The organism is Lysinibacillus sp. A1, assembly GCF_000801965.1.
Taxonomy (GTDB): Bacteria; Bacillota; Bacilli; order Bacillales_A; family Planococcaceae; genus Lysinibacillus; species Lysinibacillus fusiformis.
The window spans coordinates 122,382-142,633 of record NZ_JSZM01000011.1; the positions used below are offsets into that span (position 1 = coordinate 122,382).

Annotated in this window: 19 protein-coding genes; 7 read left to right on the plus strand and 12 right to left on the minus strand. The window is 37.5% G+C overall.

Annotation, left to right across the window (positions count from 1 at the left end; genetic code table 11):
* Positions 1 to 114: 114 nt before the first annotated feature.
* The 6 genes from PI85_RS08385 to PI85_RS08410 all read right to left on the minus strand — a co-directional run bounded on the left by PI85_RS08385 (position 115) and on the right by PI85_RS08410 (position 6,619).
* The gene (locus PI85_RS08385) at positions 115 to 654 is read right to left on the minus strand and encodes a flavodoxin family protein (RefSeq protein ID WP_036126686.1); all 540 of its coding nucleotides are present in this window, start codon (positions 652 to 654) and stop codon (positions 115 to 117) included.
* Between the two features lie 221 nt (positions 655 to 875).
* Positions 876 to 1,979: an alpha/beta hydrolase gene (locus tag PI85_RS08390; protein WP_235318470.1), complete on the minus strand. Its 1,104-nt coding sequence runs from the start codon at positions 1,977 to 1,979 to the stop codon at positions 876 to 878.
* A 108-nt stretch (positions 1,980 to 2,087) separates the two neighbouring features.
* Positions 2,088 to 3,485 carry a right-handed parallel beta-helix repeat-containing protein gene (locus PI85_RS08395; protein ID WP_036126687.1) on the minus strand — a complete coding sequence of 466 codons (1,398 nt, stop codon included), beginning with the start codon at positions 3,483 to 3,485 and terminating at the stop codon, positions 2,088 to 2,090.
* Between the two features lie 48 nt (positions 3,486 to 3,533).
* Positions 3,534 to 4,151, minus strand: coding sequence for a DUF2306 domain-containing protein (locus PI85_RS08400; RefSeq protein ID WP_036126688.1), 618 nt, complete (start codon positions 4,149 to 4,151; stop codon positions 3,534 to 3,536).
* Between the two features lie 204 nt (positions 4,152 to 4,355).
* Complete coding sequence (ade, locus tag PI85_RS08405) at positions 4,356 to 6,101, minus strand: adenine deaminase (RefSeq protein WP_036126689.1); 1,746 nt, start codon at positions 6,099 to 6,101, stop codon at positions 4,356 to 4,358.
* A gap of 95 nt (positions 6,102 to 6,196) precedes the next feature.
* A complete protein-coding gene (locus tag PI85_RS08410; protein WP_036126690.1) occupies positions 6,197 to 6,619 on the minus strand; it encodes a pyridoxamine 5'-phosphate oxidase family protein in 423 nt (140 codons plus the stop codon).
* A 162-nt stretch (positions 6,620 to 6,781) separates the two neighbouring features.
* Between PI85_RS08410 and PI85_RS08415 the strand changes: the two genes are divergently transcribed.
* On the plus strand, positions 6,782 to 7,408 hold the full coding sequence (locus PI85_RS08415) for a YitT family protein (RefSeq protein WP_025116225.1): 627 nt from the start codon (positions 6,782 to 6,784) through the stop codon (positions 7,406 to 7,408).
* Positions 7,409 to 7,492: 84 nt separating this feature from the next.
* Here the strand turns inward: PI85_RS08415 and PI85_RS08420 are convergent, their stop codons facing one another.
* A complete protein-coding gene (locus tag PI85_RS08420; RefSeq protein WP_036126691.1) occupies positions 7,493 to 8,128 on the minus strand; it encodes a 50S ribosomal protein L25/general stress protein Ctc in 636 nt (211 codons plus the stop codon).
* Positions 8,129 to 8,273: 145 nt separating this feature from the next.
* Positions 8,274 to 8,975: a YjjG family noncanonical pyrimidine nucleotidase gene (locus PI85_RS08425; protein ID WP_036126693.1), complete on the minus strand. Its 702-nt coding sequence runs from the start codon at positions 8,973 to 8,975 to the stop codon at positions 8,274 to 8,276.
* A 274-nt stretch (positions 8,976 to 9,249) separates the two neighbouring features.
* Between PI85_RS08425 and yfkAB the strand changes: the two genes are divergently transcribed.
* Positions 9,250 to 10,362, plus strand: coding sequence for a radical SAM/CxCxxxxC motif protein YfkAB (gene yfkAB, locus PI85_RS08430; RefSeq protein WP_036126695.1), 1,113 nt, complete (start codon positions 9,250 to 9,252; stop codon positions 10,360 to 10,362).
* A 393-nt stretch (positions 10,363 to 10,755) separates the two neighbouring features.
* On the opposite strand, the gene PI85_RS08435 is transcribed toward yfkAB, so the two are convergent.
* Together PI85_RS08435 and PI85_RS08440 are read right to left on the minus strand one after the other, a co-directional pair.
* A complete protein-coding gene (locus PI85_RS08435) occupies positions 10,756 to 11,748 on the minus strand; it encodes an LLM class flavin-dependent oxidoreductase (RefSeq protein ID WP_036126696.1) in 993 nt (330 codons plus the stop codon).
* A 76-nt stretch (positions 11,749 to 11,824) separates the two neighbouring features.
* Entirely contained in the window at positions 11,825 to 12,250 is a 426-nt protein-coding gene (locus PI85_RS08440; RefSeq protein WP_036126697.1) for a hypothetical protein, read from the minus strand.
* Positions 12,251 to 12,454: 204 nt separating this feature from the next.
* On the opposite strand from PI85_RS08440, the gene PI85_RS08445 reads away from it, so the two are divergent.
* The 5 genes from PI85_RS08445 (at position 12,455) to PI85_RS08465 (ending at position 17,533) form a co-directional block, all read left to right on the plus strand.
* The gene (locus PI85_RS08445; RefSeq protein ID WP_036126699.1) at positions 12,455 to 13,222 is read left to right on the plus strand and encodes a TSUP family transporter; all 768 of its coding nucleotides are present in this window, start codon (positions 12,455 to 12,457) and stop codon (positions 13,220 to 13,222) included.
* 156 nt (positions 13,223 to 13,378) lie between these two features.
* Positions 13,379 to 13,897, plus strand: a complete 519-nt coding sequence (locus tag PI85_RS08450) for a sigma-70 family RNA polymerase sigma factor (protein WP_036126701.1) — start codon at positions 13,379 to 13,381, stop codon at positions 13,895 to 13,897.
* Positions 13,890 to 14,783, plus strand: a complete 894-nt coding sequence (locus PI85_RS08455; RefSeq protein WP_036126703.1) for an RsiV family protein — start codon at positions 13,890 to 13,892, stop codon at positions 14,781 to 14,783. The genes PI85_RS08450 and PI85_RS08455 overlap by 8 nt, the downstream gene beginning before the upstream one ends.
* A gap of 144 nt (positions 14,784 to 14,927) precedes the next feature.
* Positions 14,928 to 16,052, plus strand: coding sequence for an endospore germination permease (locus PI85_RS08460; RefSeq protein ID WP_036126704.1), 1,125 nt, complete (start codon positions 14,928 to 14,930; stop codon positions 16,050 to 16,052).
* Positions 16,052 to 17,533 (plus strand): spore germination protein, encoded by a 1,482-nt coding sequence (locus tag PI85_RS08465; protein WP_042737449.1) that lies wholly within the window; start codon positions 16,052 to 16,054, stop codon positions 17,531 to 17,533. The genes PI85_RS08460 and PI85_RS08465 overlap by 1 nt, the downstream gene beginning before the upstream one ends.
* Before the next feature lie 39 nt (positions 17,534 to 17,572).
* Here the strand turns inward: PI85_RS08465 and PI85_RS08470 are convergent, their stop codons facing one another.
* Both PI85_RS08470 and PI85_RS08475 read right to left on the minus strand, forming a co-directional pair.
* Positions 17,573 to 17,992 carry an SRPBCC domain-containing protein gene (locus PI85_RS08470; protein WP_036126706.1) on the minus strand — a complete coding sequence of 140 codons (420 nt, stop codon included), beginning with the start codon at positions 17,990 to 17,992 and terminating at the stop codon, positions 17,573 to 17,575.
* Between the two features lie 160 nt (positions 17,993 to 18,152).
* On the minus strand, positions 18,153 to 19,913 hold the full coding sequence (locus tag PI85_RS08475) for an ABC transporter ATP-binding protein (protein ID WP_036126707.1): 1,761 nt from the start codon (positions 19,911 to 19,913) through the stop codon (positions 18,153 to 18,155).
* Positions 19,914 to 20,252 lie beyond the last annotated feature (339 nt).

Sequence of the window (20,252 nt, forward strand, 5' to 3'; positions counted from 1 at the left end):
TAAATCCAGTTTACACTAGCTCAGCAAAAGTGAACAACTTTTCAACCAAAGGAGGTTCAATAAACAGAAAAGGATTTGGAAACGTTATCGTCCAAATCCCTTTTTCATCTCACGCTATTGTAGTTCTTTTCTAAGACATTCAGCAGCTGACATCGCTTTTAAATCTCGGACTATATCTCCTGGTTTATTTCCTTCTCCTAAAATATATCCTTCAAATGATGTCCCCATAAAGTCAAAGATGTGTTGAAACTGCTGGATCATTGGTAACCCTTTTATATAGGGCATATCACCACCAACTGCAATGACATACGCTTTTTTAGAAGACATGTTTTCCTTGAAATGCGGGTAATTTGAATCTCTTAAAGTTTGTGACCATCGATCAATAAAGTTTTTCATCGGCCCTGTCATGCTATACCAATAAATAGGTGTAGAAAATAGTAGAATATCATGCGGAAGTATACGTTCAATGATGGAATTATAATCATCATTGACTGTAGAAAAACCTTCCTCTGTATGGCGTTTATCTATTATAGGTTGAATTGAATAATCCTTAAGATAAATTTCTTCAACTTTTAAATCTTGAGTGACTAATTTTGTTAACGTTTCTGTATTGCCATTCGGACGATTTCCACCATAAATAACGGCTATTGACATGTTGGTGATCCCTTCTTCCTTAAAGTTTTTTAGTATTGTTCCCGAATAGTTATATCTTATTATGATTTCACAAATCGATAAAGATGATTATTTCGATAAAATGAATCGAAAAAACCGATTATAGAGAAGTGACTAGCATGGGAATTACATCATGGAAACCTTCAGAAAAAGGATTTTTTAAATGGGTTAAGAACTACCTTCCTAATGAACAAACCATCACATTATAATGAATCAAAAATTTTCTTTACCCATTCAAGATACTCACGCATATAGTATTGCTGCTTAAAGCCATGATTCTGACCTTCTGCTACAATTACAGTGACATCCGCATCTGCAGTTCGTGCGGACTGAATATATTCCTGAGGTCCTTTTACCCCTACAGCTGAATCCTTCGTTCCATAAGCAATAAATTGGGGGATATGAGCCGTTCTGAAATGCTTGGATAGATCAGTCTTATGCAAAAGCTCTTCTCGTTCTTCTGGATCTCTAACCACTTGATCATCAAAAGATGCAAAGAGCATCGGGACATTATAGCGGTACGTCAATGCTGGGTAAATCATAGCTGCAGTTGTTACTTGGTCATCAACTGCATCGATAGCATCAAGCTGATAATTTTTTGGAAGCCGTTTTTCTCCCTGAATGAGATTGATAAAACTTCCTGTTTGAAAACCACCTGCACTAAAGCCTATCAACCCAATTTTATTAGGGTGTATACCATAATCATTTGCATGGTAGCGTAGATAACGGACAGCACGCTGCACATCTAATTGGGGAATGGGCCATTCATAGGGATTAGAACGATAGTGTAGAACGAACGCGTTGATACCTGCCTTATTTAATGAATCAGCGATATCTTTTCCTTCAGTAGTGCCGCCATCCATTTCCTTAAAGCCATAGCCACCACCTGGAATCACAATGACCGCACTATCACTGTTTGACACCGTATATGGAATCAAATAGGGCTCATCCTCATAGGTAGACTTTTCATAGCCTCCCTCTATTTCATGGACATATGTAAACGTATCAATGGCAGCCTCATTATCTTGATAGTCTTCTCCTACAATATGACGGATAAATTTAAATGTAGCTAGCAGTCTATTAGGATTGCCTTTAATATTCATATCGTCTAGCTTGCTTCCAGAATGATTACCTGCAACTTCTTCTCCCCAAATTTCGACCTTTCGTTCAATATCGGCAACTGGCTTACCTGGTTTATTGCCAAATGGATTGATCTCAAGAAAAGCATAACCAAACCCTATGATCAAAACCAATATAGCTAGCAATATTCCCACAAACTTGGCTGTTTTCTTCATTATTTTCATCATCATTAACCTCCGTAAGTAGAGAAAAAAGTTAGACGAGCTTCTACGAATTACCTAAAGATGATTTTCTTGACAACTCAAGCATCTTTTTAGCCTTAGCCTTCGTATTTTTTACTTCACTATATGTTCCGCAGGTGAATCTTTTTCAAGTCTAAAATCAAATTTGTCCATGTTTTTATATTGAGGATCTAGATAACTAGTTGTCGCATCACTATTGGAAGCGATTTTAAACTTTTTAAACGAATCATACTCGGTATCCTTCCATATCCAAATACCATCCTGCCCTTTTTCTTGATGAAACACATTCCTCGCCAATTTATTATTTTTATTACTAGTAAAATAGTTGGCTATAAATATTCGAGAAGATCCAGCTGTTAGTATATTTTTTTCGATAACATTATTCTGAGTATCATGCTGTAATAAAAGCTGACCTCCATTTAATTCCATCGTATCATTACGGTAAATAATATTGTGAGAGATAATTGAATTTTTCGTCCCTCCTCTCTCTTTATCATACCCACCAATCGATATTCCAGTGAAAAAATTATTATATACTGTATTATTTAGTACTTTTATATTATCTGCATACTTATTTGCATGTTCGGATGTTACTTCAATTCCGATATCATTCTTATAAAGAGTATTGTTCTCAATCGTTATATTCTTTCCACCATCGACATATATTCCCCCAGCAGAATAATTCTCGCCATATGCTGGATTACCATAGGAGGAAATTTCATAAACTTGATTATTTTTTACAACACCGTTTCGTACATAGTCCAATTTTTTATCATTTGAAATTCCTTCAAACCCAATCAGATCAATTCCGATATTATTGCTTCGACGAACTACATTATTTTCTATTGTAAATCCATCAATGTTCCCATTCATGACCATCGATTCACTTGCACCTACTATTAAATCTTCCACTGTATTACCTACAATATTTATATCTCTCATTGAACCTGTTCCATAGACAGCGATACCATGGCCATTTCCATCCTCGGCAAAGGTTTTTATCCTTTTCACATGATTATTCGCTACGGTAATATGGCTACTGGAGCCTGTTACATAGATTCCCATCACTGTTTCATCTAGTTGTTCCGTCGTTAAATCCTGGATCGTGAATCCACTAATGGTAATGTAATTTTTATTCTTTATCGTTACAAGAGTTGCATCATCGTCAGTATTTTCCATCGACTCTCCACTAAGAATAACTTCTTCATTTTCATACGCCTTGAAAATAACGGGGTTTAATTTTGTACCACTATGTATAACAGCAAGCTTTTCCTTATAAATGCCTTTCCGTATCAATACGGTTGTCCCTGCTTCCGCTTCTAATGCCGCCTTTTTTAGTGTTCGGTATGGGCTTAATTTTGTACCATTATTGGTATCATCTCCATTGCTGTCTACAAATATTGTCCTATCCTGTTTTGTTTCTGTATCAATCGTCGTTAAAATGATCATCACAGCAGCTATAATCAAAAAAAATAAAATCCATTTTTTCATATCTTCTCCCTTTTCACGATAATTTCTAAAATTTTTTTTGAAACGACGTTAAATGGTCGATTTTCTAATCACAATCTCTGCTAATACTAAATTAATGATAAAGGCTAACCACACTCCTAATGAATACGAAAATCCATATGGAAGACCCGCTACATAATGCAATATCGTCACAAGTATGTAAATAGTTAGATTAGCAAACGTTAAGAAAAAGCTTCTTAGCATCCAGCTCCGATGACGATGAACTTGTCCTTTTCTTATAAAGCGATAACCGTTTATCGTCGTATGCAACCAGAGTGTATTTAAAATGAAGAAACCAATCGTACTCCATATACCCCCATTTGCGTAGAGCGCTACATAATAGCCTGGAAGTATATTAAATACAATCACCATTACGTAGATTCGACCATTCCAGCGGTGTAGGTGAGGGTTTTTCATTCTCAACGCTCTCGAAAGACCTAATGGCCCAGTCATTAAAGCAATAATGGCTAAAGCAATATGTAGTTGGATCATGACAATCCATAATTTTGCATTCGGAAGTTCTATTTCCTTGTTCGAAAGAAATGTCGAAAATGTCGGATCGACCATAAAATTTTTAGACGTTGTATGTAAAATCCACATTACAGCTATCACCGATAAACTAATGACTAAGCCTTTTCTACTTCTCATGTCCTGCTTCCTCTCTGTTTGTAAAGTGCCCTTCGATAGATGCACTAGTGTCTGATCAAAATGGTACAGCTGTCTATCTCAAAGTATCTATAAACAGTCTATCATTAAGGACTCTTCTTCCGATACTAATCATTAACCTTTGTTACTAGACAATTTTAAGCGAAAAAAAAAGACCTAATCGCTCTGCAACTAGGTCGTTTTTTTCTATGCTTCCACTGCTATATGCTGGAAGGTTGTTACATCAAATAACCCTGTATCTGTTAATTTTAAAGCAGGAATTACTGGTAATGCTACAAAAGAGAATGTCAGTAGAAAATGAAAATCTAAAGTTGGGTTGAGCTTCTTTAAAGCACCGTGTAAGCCAGCTAGCTGTTCCTTCGCCTGCTGTGCTGGTACATCTGTCATTAAGCCCCCAATTGTTAAAGGCATCTCCGCGAGAATTTCACCGTCGGCTACAATAACGAAGCCACCTTGGATTTCCTGAATGCGGGAAAGTGCCAGAACCATATCCTCATCATTTGTGCCTACGACAAGAGCATTATGTGAATCATGGGCTACTGTAGTAGCTACTGCGCCTTTTTGTAACCCAAATCCTTTCACAATGCCTAAGCCTGTCGTATGCAATTGATGATGGCGTTCGATAACCGCTAATTTCAATAAATCCTCCTCTACCGATGGGACAAATACGCCGTCTTTCACAGGTACATCTATGACTAAATGATTGGTAATTAGCTGATTCGGCACAATTTCCATCACATTCGCCTTCGTTCCCTTGGTGAATGATAGTTGTAGTCTATCCTTTGTGATGCTAGGTAAATGAACAGAGTGATGAATATGGGCAGGAACTATTGTCTCCTGACGATTTGTCAGCATGTTGCCATTTTCAGCAACTTTATGACCATTCTTCCAAACTGCTTTTGCCTGCATCGTCGATAAATCATCTATACGCACAAAATCAGCTTTATAGCCTGGTGCCAGTACCCCTCGATCAAATAAACGATAGCATTCTGCTGTGTTCACGGTTGCTAGCTGGATTGCCTGCAATGGTGTCATCCCTTCCTCTATTGCCATCGCAACATCGTAATTGATGCTACCTTCATCAATCAGCTCATCCACATATTTATCATCCGTACAAAAACCAAAGCGACGTGCAGTGTGTGGCTGAACAGCCGGTAATAAATCACGTAAATTCTTCGCTGCTGATCCCTCTCGAATCAGGACATACATCCCCTGCTCTACACGGTCAATGGCTTCTTCAGCTGTCACACATTCATGATCCGTCTGAATACCTGCAGCCCGATAGCCTGTAATTTGCTCACTTTGTAAGCCCGCACAATGCCCATCAATAACTAGATTTGCTTCCTTTGATAATAAAATTTTTTGAAGCATTCCCTCTTTTCCATTTAACACGGCTGGGAAATCCATAACCTCCGCTAAGCCACGAACTTGTTCATGGTGCAGAAATGGCTCCAAATCTTGGGCTGTTAATGTTGCGCCAGCGTTTTCAAACTGTGTCCCTGGTACACTTGAAGGAAGCATCACAAAAATATCCATATCAGCTTTTTGAGCATCATCCAGCATAAATTGGATTCCTTCTGCTCCTGCTACGTTTGCGATCTCATGTGGATCTGTAATCACGGTTGTAATACCATGAGGAATTAAGACACGACTGAACTCCCCCGGTGTTAGCATGGAAGATTCAATATGTATATGGCCATCTATTAATCCAGGAATGACGTAGCTCCCCGCTGCATCCTCTACCACTTTTGCATGAAATCTGTTGTTAGTATCAAGTGCCACAATCATGCCATTCTTCACAACAATGTCCGCTTTCTTCCACGTTAATGTAAAGACATCGGCAACTTGTGCATTTTTAAGAATAAAATCTGCCTCTAATTTACCTTGAGATGATAAAATATTTTGCGTTAATTGTTGTAATTTTGTCGTCATAGCCTATACTCCTTTTTCTTTTAAGAACTATCATGCCTGAAAGTTGTCTATCATTGCAACTATTAATCGTCAAGTCAGTAAAAAACGACCATTGTTTAATGGTCGCTCGAAAATTCTAGCTCTTTTGGTGGTTGTCCTTTTTTATTCATCAAACGCATACGAATAGGTTCAATTTTTAAGGTCACCATTTCATCCTGATTGCCAATAAAAATACTCGTAAAAATTTCTGCAATTTTATTTTTAATTCCTTCTTCGTGTACTTCAGTGAGCTTGCCCTCTATCTCCACATAGGAATCACCAAAGCCCCCATTTTCATAGCCATATAAAATATGGGTATATGGATTTTTACGGAGCTCCTCCATTTTCTCAGAATGCTTATTTGTCACAGTATATAAAACAAAATCCTCATGTTGGAACGTCATATAGCGCGAATAAGGTTTCCCGTTTTCTACAGTAGCCATCGTTCCAATTTTTTCACGGTTCAAAACTTCTAAAATTTCTTCGCGTACAGAAGTCATTCATCTCATCCTTTCTTCTATACCTATATTTTGCCCTTTCCACCTAAAGCTAAACTGTTTTTTTTGAAAAATGTGAAATGACAAACTTCGGGCAAATTACAAATCTCTTGTTATAATAATGGGATGGACAACAGGAATTTACGGATGAATGAGGGTTAAAAAATGAAACAAGCTTTTTTTACGCGCTGTTTATTTTTCATAACAGGCATTATCGTGCTATCTTTTGGCATCACATTAACCATTAAAGGGCAGCTTTTTGGCGTAGGCTCTTGGGATGTTTTACATATTGGCTTAACTAACACACTCGGGCTAACAATCGGTTCATGGTCCATCATTTTAGGACTGGCTATTTTAGCGTTTGATATGCTAATAACAAAAAAATTCCCATTGCCAGGAACTTTTATCGATATGTTTTTAGCTGGCATCTTCATTGATATTTTTAATTATTGGCTACCTGATATCGATGGCTTTTGGATGCAACTGGTTTCTTACCTAACAGGGTTAGTATTACTAGGCTGGGGCTGTGGTATGTATATGGTGGCTAATTTAGGAATTGGTCCTCGCGATACCTTAATGCTAATGATGGTTCATAAACTTGGCTGGAGCGTCACACGTTCCCGTACAACCATGGAAGTTACGGTCGCTGTACTTGGCTTCTTACTTGGTGGTCCTATCGGCATTGGTACGGTGATTATGGCCTTTGGACTTGGACCAATTGTACAATTTGCCTTAACTTATAACGAAAAATTATTTATGAGATGGACGGGCGTGAAAAGCGCCGTCATTTAAGCTTTCTGACAATGCAAAGAATGCATTGTCTTTTTTTAGAGAAATAACAAGGAGCCATGTTTGGAAATGGCTCCTTGTTTCACGCTATGCTTCTGGCTCAGACGTATTTTGACCTGTCGCTTCAATCACTTCAGGCGTATCGTCCACTGTGTCATCTTCTTGAACATTTTCAGCAGATGGTGGTGTAATCGTCACCAGTGTATAGTCATCTTCTTGTAAAATTTCAAATGAAAATTGTTGACGTATATCTCCCACGTATAGGGACGTCCCAATTGCTACATTCGTGACATCGATTTCGATTGTTTCGGGAATTTCTGTTGGCTTCACTTTAATACGAACCTCACGATTAGGCTGTAAGAGGAAGCCTCCATCTGCTACTCCGATGGCATCACCGATTACGGTTACTGGAATTTCTACTTCCAGCTCTTCTGACATATTGATCGATTTAAAATCAACATGTTTAATATTCCCCTTTAAAGCACAACGCTGAACTTCTGATAAAACAGCATTAATACGCTTTCCATCAACATCTAATTGAAAAACACTTTTTGTACCATGCACTGCAAGCAATTTCGCAAATACTCTTGCGTCTAATGTAATGGCTGTTGATTCCATTTGAAAGCCATAGACAACACCTGGAATGGCACCGTTTTGTCGAAGCTGTGTTAATGAGGATTGACGCCCTTTTTGGCGTTTATTGGCTGTTAAAACCGTATTCATCGAATATTTCCCCTTTCATGGAAACTAGTCTCATAAATGGTTTTGCCCTTTCCTCGGTTTTTTATACCTGCATGACCTGTTCAAAAAAATGAGCAAAAAAAAGCACCTCTCTGTCTAAAAAACGATGAAGGTGCATGATGATTACTTATAGTGCTACTTTTTGATTCAGTAAGTCATGTAAATCCTGCAATTTCTTAATTTCATAATGCGGTTCAATGCCACTTGTGTTTTCAACGTTGCGGATATTAAACCAACAAGTATCGATACCGGACTGTATACCACCCTTTATATCGGATGTCAAAGAATCACCAATAATTAACGCTTTTTCTTTATCAAAATTATCAATTCGTTCAAACACATAATCGAAAAAGTCCGGCATAGGCTTTTGATAGCCCGTTTGCTCCGAAATAAAAATGCCTTTAAAATATTGCGCTAAATTCGCATCCACAAGACGTTTATTTTGTGTAACGGTTACCCCATTCGATACTACATATAAATGATAATGATTGGCTAGCTGAGCGATTACCTCATAAGCACCATCAACATAATGGTGGGCCTCACGCAAATATTTTTGGAAAAGTGATTCAAAATAGGTGCCATCAACTTCTATGCCAAATTCCTTTAAAGCAATCGAAAAACGGGTATTATGTAATGTATTTTTCGTTACCTCTCCACGCTCAAAAGCTCGCCACATCGACTCATTAATTTCTTTGTAACGTGCAATCATCTCGGAAGTAACTACTATGTTTTCTTCTTTAAACATGCGATCAAGTGCAGCATTTTCAGCCAAATCAAAATCTAGTAACGTATCATCCACATCAAATAATAATATTTCATATTTCGTCATGTCCGTACCTACTTTCTATGATGCATTGTGCTATTTTCTCTATCCATGATAACGTTTTTTTAGAAAAATAACAGTAAAACGACCTTTTTCAGAATAGTAGGACTTGTAGGCGCTTTATCTTCATCCACTTCAGTGTTAATGGATTAGAGAGCATTTTCCTTTATTGGATAAAAAATGTTCGTCTAATCCTAAAATAGCCCTTTCAGTAATTTCATATTTGAAATTATCGATGAATATGAGACAATAGAATGCTAGAAAGGAAGATGTACGAAAGATGACGACCTTACAAAAAATAACGCCTGTCTTTGATCCATGGGAAGCGTATTTAGATGTTGAACAACATGGACAAATGACTCTATCTAATATTGAATTTACAACAACTAACCTTTGTAATATGCGTTGTGCACACTGTGCTGTCGGCTATACATTACAAAATAAAGACCCTGAGGCATTGCCAATAGATTTAATTTTACGTCGCTTAGACGAAATACCTCATTTAAAAACACTTAGTATTACAGGTGGCGAACCGATGATGAGTAAAAAGTCGGTACAAAATTATGTGTTGCCACTTTTGAAATATGCTCATGAACGAGGGGTACGCACACAAATTAACTCTAATTTAACATTGGAGCCAGCACGATACTTATTAATCGCCCCTTTTTTAGATGTACTGCATATTTCACATAACTGGGGTACTATCGATGAATTCGTTGAAACAGGCTTTGCCATGATGGAGCGCAAGCCTACTTATGACCAACGTGCAGCTCTGTTCCAACGCATGATTGATAACTCAAAGATGCTTGCGGAACACGGTGTCATGGTTTCAGCAGAAACCATGCTAAACAAAAAAACTTTACCATACTTAGATCATATTCATAACCAAATCATCCATGAAATGAAATGTGCACGTCATGAGGTACATCCAATGTACCCATCAGATTTTGCTAGTGCCCTCACATCCCTCTCACTAGAGGAAACACGTGAAGCGATCCATCATCTACTAGATATACGTGATGACAATACATGGATGTTATTCGGAACACTTCCATTTTACCCTTGTAGTGCGAATGAAGAAGATCAACGATTACTTCAACGTCTTCGTACAGCGAAAAACGTCACAATGCGTAACGATCCAGATGGCCGTTCACGTTTGAATATCAATATTTTTACGGGCGATGTCATCGTTACTGATTTCGGTGATACACCAGCTCTAGGTAATATTGTACATGACGAGCTTCCAGCAGTATTTGATAAATGGATGGCAACCGATTTAGCTAAATCACTCAATTGCCATTGTCCAGCTGTTAAATGCCTTGGTCCTAACGTTTTAGTAAAAAATATGTATTATCAAGATCAAGCATTTGTTAGTGGCTCTGGCCGCGTTTAAGCGACTCATCACTAAAGAAAGTCCCTCTTGAAGAATCTGTCTCAAAAAGGAGTTTCTTTTTATTGTTTTTAAAAAATTTCTCAACTATGTATAAAAAATATGTCGTGGTCTATACTATTAAAGATTTCACTTCAAATCCTATGACTAGGAGGGTTAACCCGATGAGTGCGATTGATCGATAACTCAAAAGGACCATCAAAGCTGAGTAAAGTACAGTTCTTAGGAATATCTTAAGATTCTATGCGGAAGCGAGGCAGTGTGTCATGGAGTATTTAATGTAAGTGGTAATCGAACCCGGAAATTTATTTCCGGGTTTTTCTATTTTAGGTATGGTTAAAAGCAGTCAAGTCCAATAAAAATCACCTCGAAGCGTAGCAACGAGGTGATTTTGTTCTATAATAATTCCTTCGCTAGGAATTTATAGGTATTTAAACGACTTGCTAATTCATATTGATTACAGTTCAGCATGACTTCATCAAAGCCATAGTGTTCTTTTTCTTTCACTAAAAATGCAGCAATATCCTTTGGTGTGCCGACAAGATTTGCTTTGCGATTATTGGCGATTGTCATTTTATCCATTTCTGTTAATGGATAATCCTTTGCTTCTTCAGGTGATATAGTTTGAATAATTTGCCCCTTCATCAGCTGAAGACGAGAAATATCGATTGGTTTTGCCAAGTATTCCGCTTCCTCTAAAGTAGGTGCCACCGTCGCCGCATAGGTCACAATAATTTGTGGTTTTTCCATATAATAAGAAGGCGTAAAATAGGCTTTATAGGCATCAAAAATATCCTTCGACATATTGCCTGTGAAAAATTGGGCATAGGAATAACCTACACCTAGCTGTCCTGCCTGCATCGCACTTTGACCACTTGAACCTAGTAGCCACGCCTCAGGTAATGAAATATGAACGGGTGCCGCAACGACTTGATCATAGACATGTTCACCCGTTTTTTGGTTATTCATCAGCTTTAAAATAATTTCAAGCTTATCATATTGCTCGGTGAAACGTTGTCTTCTTCCTTCTGCAAGCGCATAAATCGAGGCATGATCACCACCTGGTGCTCTCCCTACTCCGAAATCGATTCGATGAGGTGCTAATCCTGCCAATGTTTTAAAAACCTCTGCAATCTTATATGGTGAATAATGCATCATCATGACGCCACCTGTCCCAATACGAAGTCGCTGTGTTTTTGCAGCTAAAAAAGCAGCGGTTACTTCGGGAGCTGAACTTGCCAGCGACTGACTATTATGGTGTTCAGCTAGCCACATACGATGATAACCGAGTTCTTCCCCTAATAAAGCTAGTTGTTCTGTACGTTGGAAGGCTTCCTCTGCCGAATGACCTTTTGGTATAGGCATTTGATCTAAAATACTTAACTTCATTCAAAACATCCTCTCTGTCTGTAAGCTCCCCCTTTTAACTGTAATATAGTTCTGCTTATTTACAAAGCAAAAAACCTTACTCATAAGCTAGTTGTTTCATTTCCCACGTTTGATAGACCATGCCGACGAGTTTTTGTTTTTGTTCAGCATTTAAAACATTTTCATTAAATTTCATCGCACGAAGGGAAAATTGCGTTGTTTGTTCGTCAACGACGAATTGTAAAATAGCATGTCCTTTTTCATCTTGAAACGTAATATCCCCTGATAATTCTACAACTTGCTCCCCTGTTTTCGCTTGATAATACCGCCAATATGGTTCAAAGAATGCGTAGTTAAATGCATTACGAACCGTGACATCAGAAAAATTCTCCAAATAACCTTCTTTGACGATATCAATATACTCATGATCTGTTATATCTTTTTTTGCATTGAAGACATATCCAACAAGCATCCCCATAAACACGACACAGAGAAATACACGTATATGATTTCCTAAACTCATGTCATCACGTCCCCTTTACGTAAAAACACTATCATTTACATAATACATCAAATTTCCAACTCCAAGTAGAAAATATTTGATTATTGTAGAATTTTTACGAAAACTCTCATTGTTCAAGCTCCGCAAAATTATAGAAAGAGTATTTACAGCCCAACCTCAGTTCGCTACTATCAGATTATTATGATAGAAAAGAGATGACCTGTTGTGCCATTTGATTTAGATGTAAATATTTTAGTCATTCTTATCGTTTTTGGTTTTTTAGCCGCATTCATTGATTCAGTTGTTGGCGGTGGTGGACTTATTTCTTTACCTGCCCTTATGTTTGTAGGTCTCCCACCTTCAAGTGCTGTAGCAACCAATAAATTAGCAGGTACAATGGGATCACTTACAAGTACTTTGACATTTTATCGCTCTGGCAAGCTTGATATTAAAGCAGTCTATAAGCTATTTCCATTTGTCTTTTTCGGATCTATGCTTGGAGCATGGATTGTCCACTTAATGGATCCTAGTGTCCTAAAGCCGCTCATGCTGATTATGCTGGCTGCCGTAGCGATCTATACGATCTTTAAAAAAGATTGGGGAAGCATCACTACCTATAAAAAGCTAACACCAAAACGTTATTTTTTTTTTGTAGTAGTAATTACTGTCATTGGTTTTTATGATGGTTTTTTAGGTCCGGGTACAGGTTCATTCTTATTATTTGCTTTTCTCATGGTAGGTTTTGATTTTTTACAATCAGCAGGTAATGCGAAATTTTTAAATTTCGGTAGTAATGTTGCAGCCCTTCTTATGTTTATATACTTAGGGCAAATCAATTATGCCTATGGTTTACCAATGGGACTTGCGCAAATTGCTGGGGCCATTGTGGGCTCCAAATTTGCAATTAAACGTGGCAGCGGGTATGTACGTAAGCTATTTATTGTTGTGACCATTCTATTACTATTAAAAAATACATATGACTATTTCTCATAATCATCTGTTATGCTGACGTATGCCAACAGTATAGAAGGCTAAAACTTATCTCATATTGGGGTAAGTTTTTTTTATGGCTTTCAACTTTTTCCCTCATTTCGTACGTCTAGTACATGTATACAATTTGACAATGTTAAAAAAGGAGCTTCTTTGGACATGAAAACAAGAAATGCATTTCAACATGAAGAGGTGTTTGTCCAATTCATTCGTGAACAAAAAGAGCGTTTTTATTTGCTCGCGTATAGCTATACAAAAAATGAACAGGACGCACTAGATGTTGTACAGGACAGTGTTCAAAAAGCCATGCTGTCATTAGATCGACTTGAAAATGTTGATTATATGAAAAGCTGGTTTTATAAAATAGTCGTTCGTACAGCCATTGATTTTTTACGAAAGCATAAACGCTTACAAGTAACTGATGATGATACTTTGCAATATTTAACCCCCGCTCAAGAGGATGTCTATGAAAACGTCGATTTAGAGCATGCGTTAGAGGAGCTACCGCAAATGTATCGAGAGGTTGTGATTCTCCATTATTTCGAGGATTTAAAGCTCGCAGACGTTGCGAACATCCTCGATATTAAGTTAAGTACAGCCAAATCGCGTCTTTATAAAGCATTAAAACTATTGAAAATACAATTGGAAGATGTGAAGGGAGAAACTGCACATGGATAAAAAATTAAAAAATTTAGAAAAACAATATACAGATGTTTCTATTCCTAAGGAATTAGATTTGGTGGTTGAACGAGCATTAAAGCAAGGACGAAAAAAGAAAAAGAACCGTACTCCTCAATGGTTGCTTGGCTCGGCAGCGGCAGCTATGCTATTTACTGCTAGTTTAAATGTAAGTCCAGCAATGGCTCGAACACTTTCAGACATACCTGTTGTAGGAAGTGTTGTTAAAGTATTAACTTGGACAGAATATGAGGTGGCAGAAGATAATTTTGATGCCAATATTAAAGTACCTGCTATTGAAAATTTAGACAATCAAGATCTTGCCAATACATTAAATGAAAAGTATCGTGCAGAAGGAAAAGCTCTTTACGATGAATTTATCACTGAAGTGGGTGATTTAAAAGCCAGTGGTAGTGGTGGTCATTTAGGCGTTGATAGTGGCTTTGAAATTAAAACTGATAATGACCAAATTTTATCGATTGGTCGCTATGTGGTAAATACTGTCGGCTCTTCTTCCACTGTGATGGAATACGATACGATCGACAAAGAAAACGAAATTTTAATTACTTTACCTATGCTTTTTAAAGATAAAAATTATATTGAAGCTATTAGTGAAAATATTAAGGAACAAATGCGTACACAATTCGCTGAATCCAATCAGGATAAAGTTTATTGGGTGAAGGGTGCTGGCATGGCCGATGAAGATTTGATGGAGGAATTTACAGCCATTCAACCTGATCAGCAATTCTATATTTCAGATAAAGGTAAGCTTGTGATTTCCTTTGATAAATATGAAGTGGCACCAGGCTTTATGGGCGTAGTGGAATTTGAAATCCCAACAGACGTCTTAAGGGATGATCTTGTGAGCGCAACATACATCCATTAATTATATAGGACTTAACGAGGTATTTGACGATTACATCATCAAATACCTCGTTTTTTTCATGGAGAAGAACCCATTTTCTGCTTATAAAGCTACTGCTTTTTGTCTAAGCTAATATGTATCAATCAATGTTAGAGGGTTTTCATCATGAAAAGTGTAGGATCCATCAGTATTTTACATGTAATCTTCCTATCAATGACCGTTATTGGCTTAAAAAATCATGTAACTATTATTCCTCCACTGCTAGATGCCGCCAAAAGAGATGGCTGGCTATCTGTACTATTTGCGGGGGGTGTTATTTTCTTTTGGTTATTTTTATTAGTTTACATCCAAAAAAAATCGAAACAGGAACCCATTCGAGACTGGCTCAGCGAAAAAATTGGAAAAGTCGCTTCTACTACCATCATCTATATTGTCGCCATTTTTCTATTGATTATCGCAGCTTTTACAATGGTGGAAACATTACAGTGGGTAAATAGCACATTTTTACCTCAAACACCTGTCCTTATATTATTGTTTGTTTATACTATCCTTTGCATTTTACTAGTGACAACTAGCTTACAAACGATTGTTATTGTCAATGTCTTTGTATTATTTGGAGTTGTAATCCTAGGTTTCTTTGTCGCCTTTACCAATATACAAGTAAAAGATTATAGTTTGTTGCGTCCCTTTTTCGAGCATGGTTTTCAGCCTATCATACACGGTATGATTTTTCCTGCTTCAGGGTTTATAGAGCTATTATTACTATTATTTTTGCAGCACCAATTCAAAGAACGTCTTCGTTGGTACCATTTCACTATTATACTGGCTATCTTAATTGGCCTTACATTAGGTCCGCTAATTGGAGCTATTACTGAATTCGGACCAAGTGAAGCATCGAAACAACGTTATCCTGCTTATGAAGAATGGGGATTAGTGACCATCGGACGCTATATTGAGCATCTAGACTTTTTCTCTATTTACCAATGGTTAACAGGGACTTTCATTCGTGTTAGCTTTCTTCTTTATATTGTCGCAGACTTATTAAAAATGACGGGTGATCCGAAGCGAATTTGGCAAATGCTCGCACCCCCCTTTTTCATCATTTGTTTACCGTTAATTATGTTAAATGAAAGCTTATTTTTAAAAGTAAAGGGACATTATATTTTAAGTGCTACATTTATTTTCTTATTTGCATTATCTATTTTTTTCATTGTCGTGGCTTTCTTATCGGATAAATCTTCTAAAAAGGGGAAAACTGAAGAACAAGACATGAAAAGTGGTGAATCATAATGTCTCAACAGGAGCATGAGTTTGATTTAAATACAATAAAAAAACTATTTCAAAAATCTGCAGATATACAATTTCAGGAATATAGCTTTAATGAACAAAAGGTACAATTTATCACTTGTGATGCCATGATTGATCAGCAAATGCTAAACGGTGTCATTATTCAGCGGATCCAGTATTTATATGATCAATTGGATGACGTATCTTTTGAGGAAAATATAGCGAGGCATCTCCATGTTCCAAGCCTTCAGAAAATCCAAGATAAGGAACAGCTTATTTCATCCGTTTATAGCGGCTTCCTGTTGATGTATTTTGAGCAGGATAATCTTTTATACGCAAGTAATATCGCTAAAAAGCCTAATCGTAAGCCGGAAGAAACGCGTATGGAGGTTCTTATTAAAGGGCCTAGGGATAACTTTATTGAAGATATCCGCATCAATATCGCTTTAATTCGCAAACGATTACCGACCAATTCATTTTGTGTCGAAAAAGTGGAACTCGGAAAACGCTCAAAAACAACAGTGGCGATCCTGTATTTTGAAGATATAGTGGATATGGACATTCTGCATGGTATTAAGAAACAGCTAGCAGCAGTCGATACAGATATTGTTTTTAGTGGCGATTTATTAATGGAACGCGTTAATAAAAATTCGAAATTATTTCCAAAGTTTGATTATACAGGTCGACCCGACTATGCCGTCCAAGCATTAGCAAGGGGACGCTTTGTTATTTTCGTAGATGGGGTCGCTTATGGCATTGTCACACCTGTAAATCTTTTCTTATTATTGAAATCTGCCGAGGATAATGAATATCCGATCATTTTCAGTTCAATAGAACGTGTACTACGGATAATCGGCATTCTTATAGGATTGCTACTGCCTGCCTTTTGGCTCGCTTTAACAACCTACCATCAAAATCAATTGCCATTACAGTTACTGGCAACTGTTGTACAAGCCAAGGCCGGATTACCCCTTCCTTCTTCACTTGAGATGCTCCTCATGCTTCTAATGTTTGAACTGTTCCGTGAAGCAGGGCTACGGCTTCCTTCAGTAATTGGGGGAACCATCAGTGTTGTAGGTGGAATTATTATCGGAGATGCTGCAATTCGAGCAGGTGTTACAAGCCCAGAAATGATTGTTGTTATCGCCATTTCTACTATCGCTTCATTTACGTTGGTCAATCAATCACTTGTGACCTCAGTCAGTATATTACGAATTGCCTTCATCCTAGCTAGCGCCTTTTTAGGATTATTTGGCTTTTTTGTTTCTTTATATTTGACACTTCTTTACTTAAGCAATATTCGCATTTACGGTTACTCTTACATGAACCTTGCAACAGATTTAAACTGGTCCACCATCAAAAAATCTATTTTTCGTCTATCACCAAAAGGTTACACGGAGCGCAATAAAGCACTTGCTCCTCAGGATGCAACCCGTTCAGCTAATGCTCATATAGAAGACAAAAAAGACCAAGAAAATAACTAGCATCCCCTCACATATTGAGGAGATGCTAGTTATTTTTGGCTACATCTTTTGTATGCTCTCTTCGATGGATGCTAACCTCGATTCCCAATATCGCTTCATTTCTTCTCTTATTTGCTGATTAGCAAGATGTTCCTGATGAAAACTAATGGTCGTTTTATTATTTTCTTTGGATAGGATACGAATTTGTATGGTAGAAGGTCGATGCCATCCCTCCTTTTGCCAAGTAAGACGGAGTTGCAAAAGTGGTTTGACAATCCGAATTTCTCCGGTTCCCACTATTGTACGATACTGATGACCAGGTTTAAGAATTATATTTCCCCCTCCTCCTAACCATGCATTCAAACCTTCCTCCCCTGTAATAAAAGACCATGCTTGCTGTTGCGAGATTGGAAACGTTTTTCTAACCCCTACTTGATAACCAACTGTTTTGGTTAGTCCAATATTCTTGTGGCTGTCCATGTCTTAACCTCCATCTATTAATCTGTCATTTTCTATTCACTACTAATAATTCCTCACCTCTTCTAAAATACCTTGTCCTATTAGTCCTTATCCTTTGAATAGGAAAAGACAGAAATGCTCTCACACATTTCTGCCTTTTAATCATCGGGCCGACATGATATTACGTCAGCTCTACATAATCATTTTGTATGCTTTGTTCGTTTTGTCCCTTACGGAATTGAATGTGATGGAGCTTCGCAAAGATACCATTGTGAGCCACTAACTCATCATAAGTACCATCTTCCTCAATACCTTTTGACGTCACGACCATTACCCGATCTGCATTTCTAATAGTTGCCAGGCGATGAGCAATAACTAACGTAGTACGGTTTTCAGCTAGCTCTGATAAAGATTGCTGAATAATCATCTCTGTTTCGGTATCTAATGCAGAGGTCGCTTCATCTAAAATTAAAATTGGTGGGTTTTTCAAGAACATACGCGCAATGGCTAATCGTTGTTTTTGTCCACCGGATAATTTCAATCCTCGTTCCCCAATTTGCGTATCATAACCATCAGGTAGCTCAGCGATGAATGCCTCTAAATGGGCCTTTTTCGCTGCTTCACGAATTTCTTCTTCACTGGCGTTTAGCTTTCCATAGGCAATGTTTTCACGAATTGTCCCTGTAAACAAGAAGACATCCTGCTGTACGATACCAATTTGAGATCGTAAGGAAGCCTGGGTCATATTGCGAATATCGATACCGTCAATCGAAATAGCACCTTTTGAAACCTCATAGAAGCGAGGAATTAACGAGCAAATAGTCGTTTTACCGGCACCCGAAGGGCCAACAAAAGCAATAGTTTGTCCAGCCTTTACGTCGAATGAAATATCTTTTAAAACCTGTTTTGAAGTATCGTAATTAAAGTGAACATTATGGAAGGAAATATTACCATCTAAATGGTTAATGACCTTCGCATTCTCACGATCTTGAATTTCTGGTTCCTGCTCAATTAATTCACGGAATCGCTTAAAACCAGCCATTCCCTTCGGATAAAGCTCTAATAACGCACTAATCTTATCAATTGGTTTAATGAGGACATTTGTATATAAAACAAAGCTCACTAGCTCCCCATAAGTTAATTTTCCATTAAAGCTTAGCCAAGCGCCGACTACTAACACCATTAATGTAAGGAGGCGTGTCATCATATAAATGCTCGAGTGAGTACCTGCCATTATCTTATAGGCATATAATTTAGCCGTACGGAAAAATCCATTCTGCTCCTTAAAGCGTTTAATTTCAAAATCTTCATTTGTAAAAGATTTAACAACACGGACCCCGGACACACTATCCTCTACTCGTCCGTTCACATCAGCAATTTTGCCATACATCGTTTTCCAAGCATTATTCATTTTTATATTACTAAATGTCACAAGCCATGTTAAAAATGGCACCATGATCGCTGCAATTAAAGCGAGTGTTGGGTTCACATTAAACATAATGGCAAAGGCACCAACAAAGGTCATAATGGCAATGAATAAATCCTCAGGTCCATGATGGGCAAATTCCCCAATATCAAATAAATCATTGGTAATACGGCTCATGATATGACCTGTTTTCGTATTATCAAAGAATCGGAATGATTGCCTTTGTACATGCGTAAATAATTCCTGACGCATATCTGTCTCAATATTAATCCCCAATTTATGCCCTAAATAGTTCACGATAAAGTTTAAAAACGTACTTATTGCGTACACTAGCAGCAATAATACACTTATTTTTACAATCATTCCCCAATCGCCTGTTGGTAATAGCTCATCAATAAACCACTGAACGGCTAATGGAAAGGCGAGCTCTAAAATGGCTACAATGATTGCACTTGAAAAATCGATGACAAACAATCGTTTATGCGGCTTATAATAGGAAAAAAATTTTCTATACATGTTTGTCTCCTTTCTAAGTTGTAAAAATTTCGCCTATCTTTTAATAGTACCATTTGTGCAAACGTAACGGAAAAGTATTTTTTCTCCATAGCAGTATATTTTTATTTACTTTCAGTTTTTCGCATGCTATGATTGGTGTAAGAATTGAATAGCTTTTGACTTAATTGTCAAAGGGGAGTAGCTAGCGGATGCGATCGAAGCATCTGATTCACATTCGTCATTACATGGTTCCTACCATCGGGTGTGATGGCATAAATTGTCTCACAGAATAATTTCTGTGCAACGAACAGTAAATTGCTTAGCAAGACCTTTGCCTATTTTTTAGGCAGGGGTCTTTTT

Coding starts and splice junctions, on each gene's coding strand:
- PI85_RS08410 (WP_036126690.1), bottom strand. CDS start 6,619: ATGACTTCTGTACGCGAAGAAATTTTAGAAGTTTTGAACCGTGAAAAA.
- PI85_RS08475 (WP_036126707.1), bottom strand. CDS start 19,913: ATGTATAGAAAATTTTTTTCCTATTATAAGCCGCATAAACGATTGTTT.
- PI85_RS08420 (WP_036126691.1), bottom strand. CDS start 8,128: ATGAATACGGTTTTAACAGCCAATAAACGCCAAAAAGGGCGTCAATCC.
- PI85_RS08460 (WP_036126704.1), top strand. CDS start 14,928: ATGAAAAGTGTAGGATCCATCAGTATTTTACATGTAATCTTCCTATCA.
- PI85_RS08390 (WP_235318470.1), bottom strand. CDS start 1,979: ATGATGAAAATAATGAAGAAAACAGCCAAGTTTGTGGGAATATTGCTA.
- PI85_RS08415 (WP_025116225.1), top strand. CDS start 6,782: ATGAAACAAGCTTTTTTTACGCGCTGTTTATTTTTCATAACAGGCATT.
- PI85_RS08465 (WP_042737449.1), top strand. CDS start 16,052: ATGTCTCAACAGGAGCATGAGTTTGATTTAAATACAATAAAAAAACTA.
- PI85_RS08435 (WP_036126696.1), bottom strand. CDS start 11,748: ATGAAGTTAAGTATTTTAGATCAAATGCCTATACCAAAAGGTCATTCG.
- PI85_RS08450 (WP_036126701.1), top strand. CDS start 13,379: ATGAAAACAAGAAATGCATTTCAACATGAAGAGGTGTTTGTCCAATTC.
- PI85_RS08470 (WP_036126706.1), bottom strand. CDS start 17,992: ATGGACAGCCACAAGAATATTGGACTAACCAAAACAGTTGGTTATCAA.
- PI85_RS08440 (WP_036126697.1), bottom strand. CDS start 12,250: ATGAGTTTAGGAAATCATATACGTGTATTTCTCTGTGTCGTGTTTATG.
- PI85_RS08425 (WP_036126693.1), bottom strand. CDS start 8,975: ATGACGAAATATGAAATATTATTATTTGATGTGGATGATACGTTACTA.
- PI85_RS08385 (WP_036126686.1), bottom strand. CDS start 654: ATGTCAATAGCCGTTATTTATGGTGGAAATCGTCCGAATGGCAATACA.
- PI85_RS08455 (WP_036126703.1), top strand. CDS start 13,890: ATGGATAAAAAATTAAAAAATTTAGAAAAACAATATACAGATGTTTCT.
- PI85_RS08395 (WP_036126687.1), bottom strand. CDS start 3,485: ATGAAAAAATGGATTTTATTTTTTTTGATTATAGCTGCTGTGATGATC.
- yfkAB (WP_036126695.1), top strand. CDS start 9,250: ATGACGACCTTACAAAAAATAACGCCTGTCTTTGATCCATGGGAAGCG.
- ade (WP_036126689.1), bottom strand. CDS start 6,101: ATGACGACAAAATTACAACAATTAACGCAAAATATTTTATCATCTCAA.
- PI85_RS08400 (WP_036126688.1), bottom strand. CDS start 4,151: ATGAGAAGTAGAAAAGGCTTAGTCATTAGTTTATCGGTGATAGCTGTA.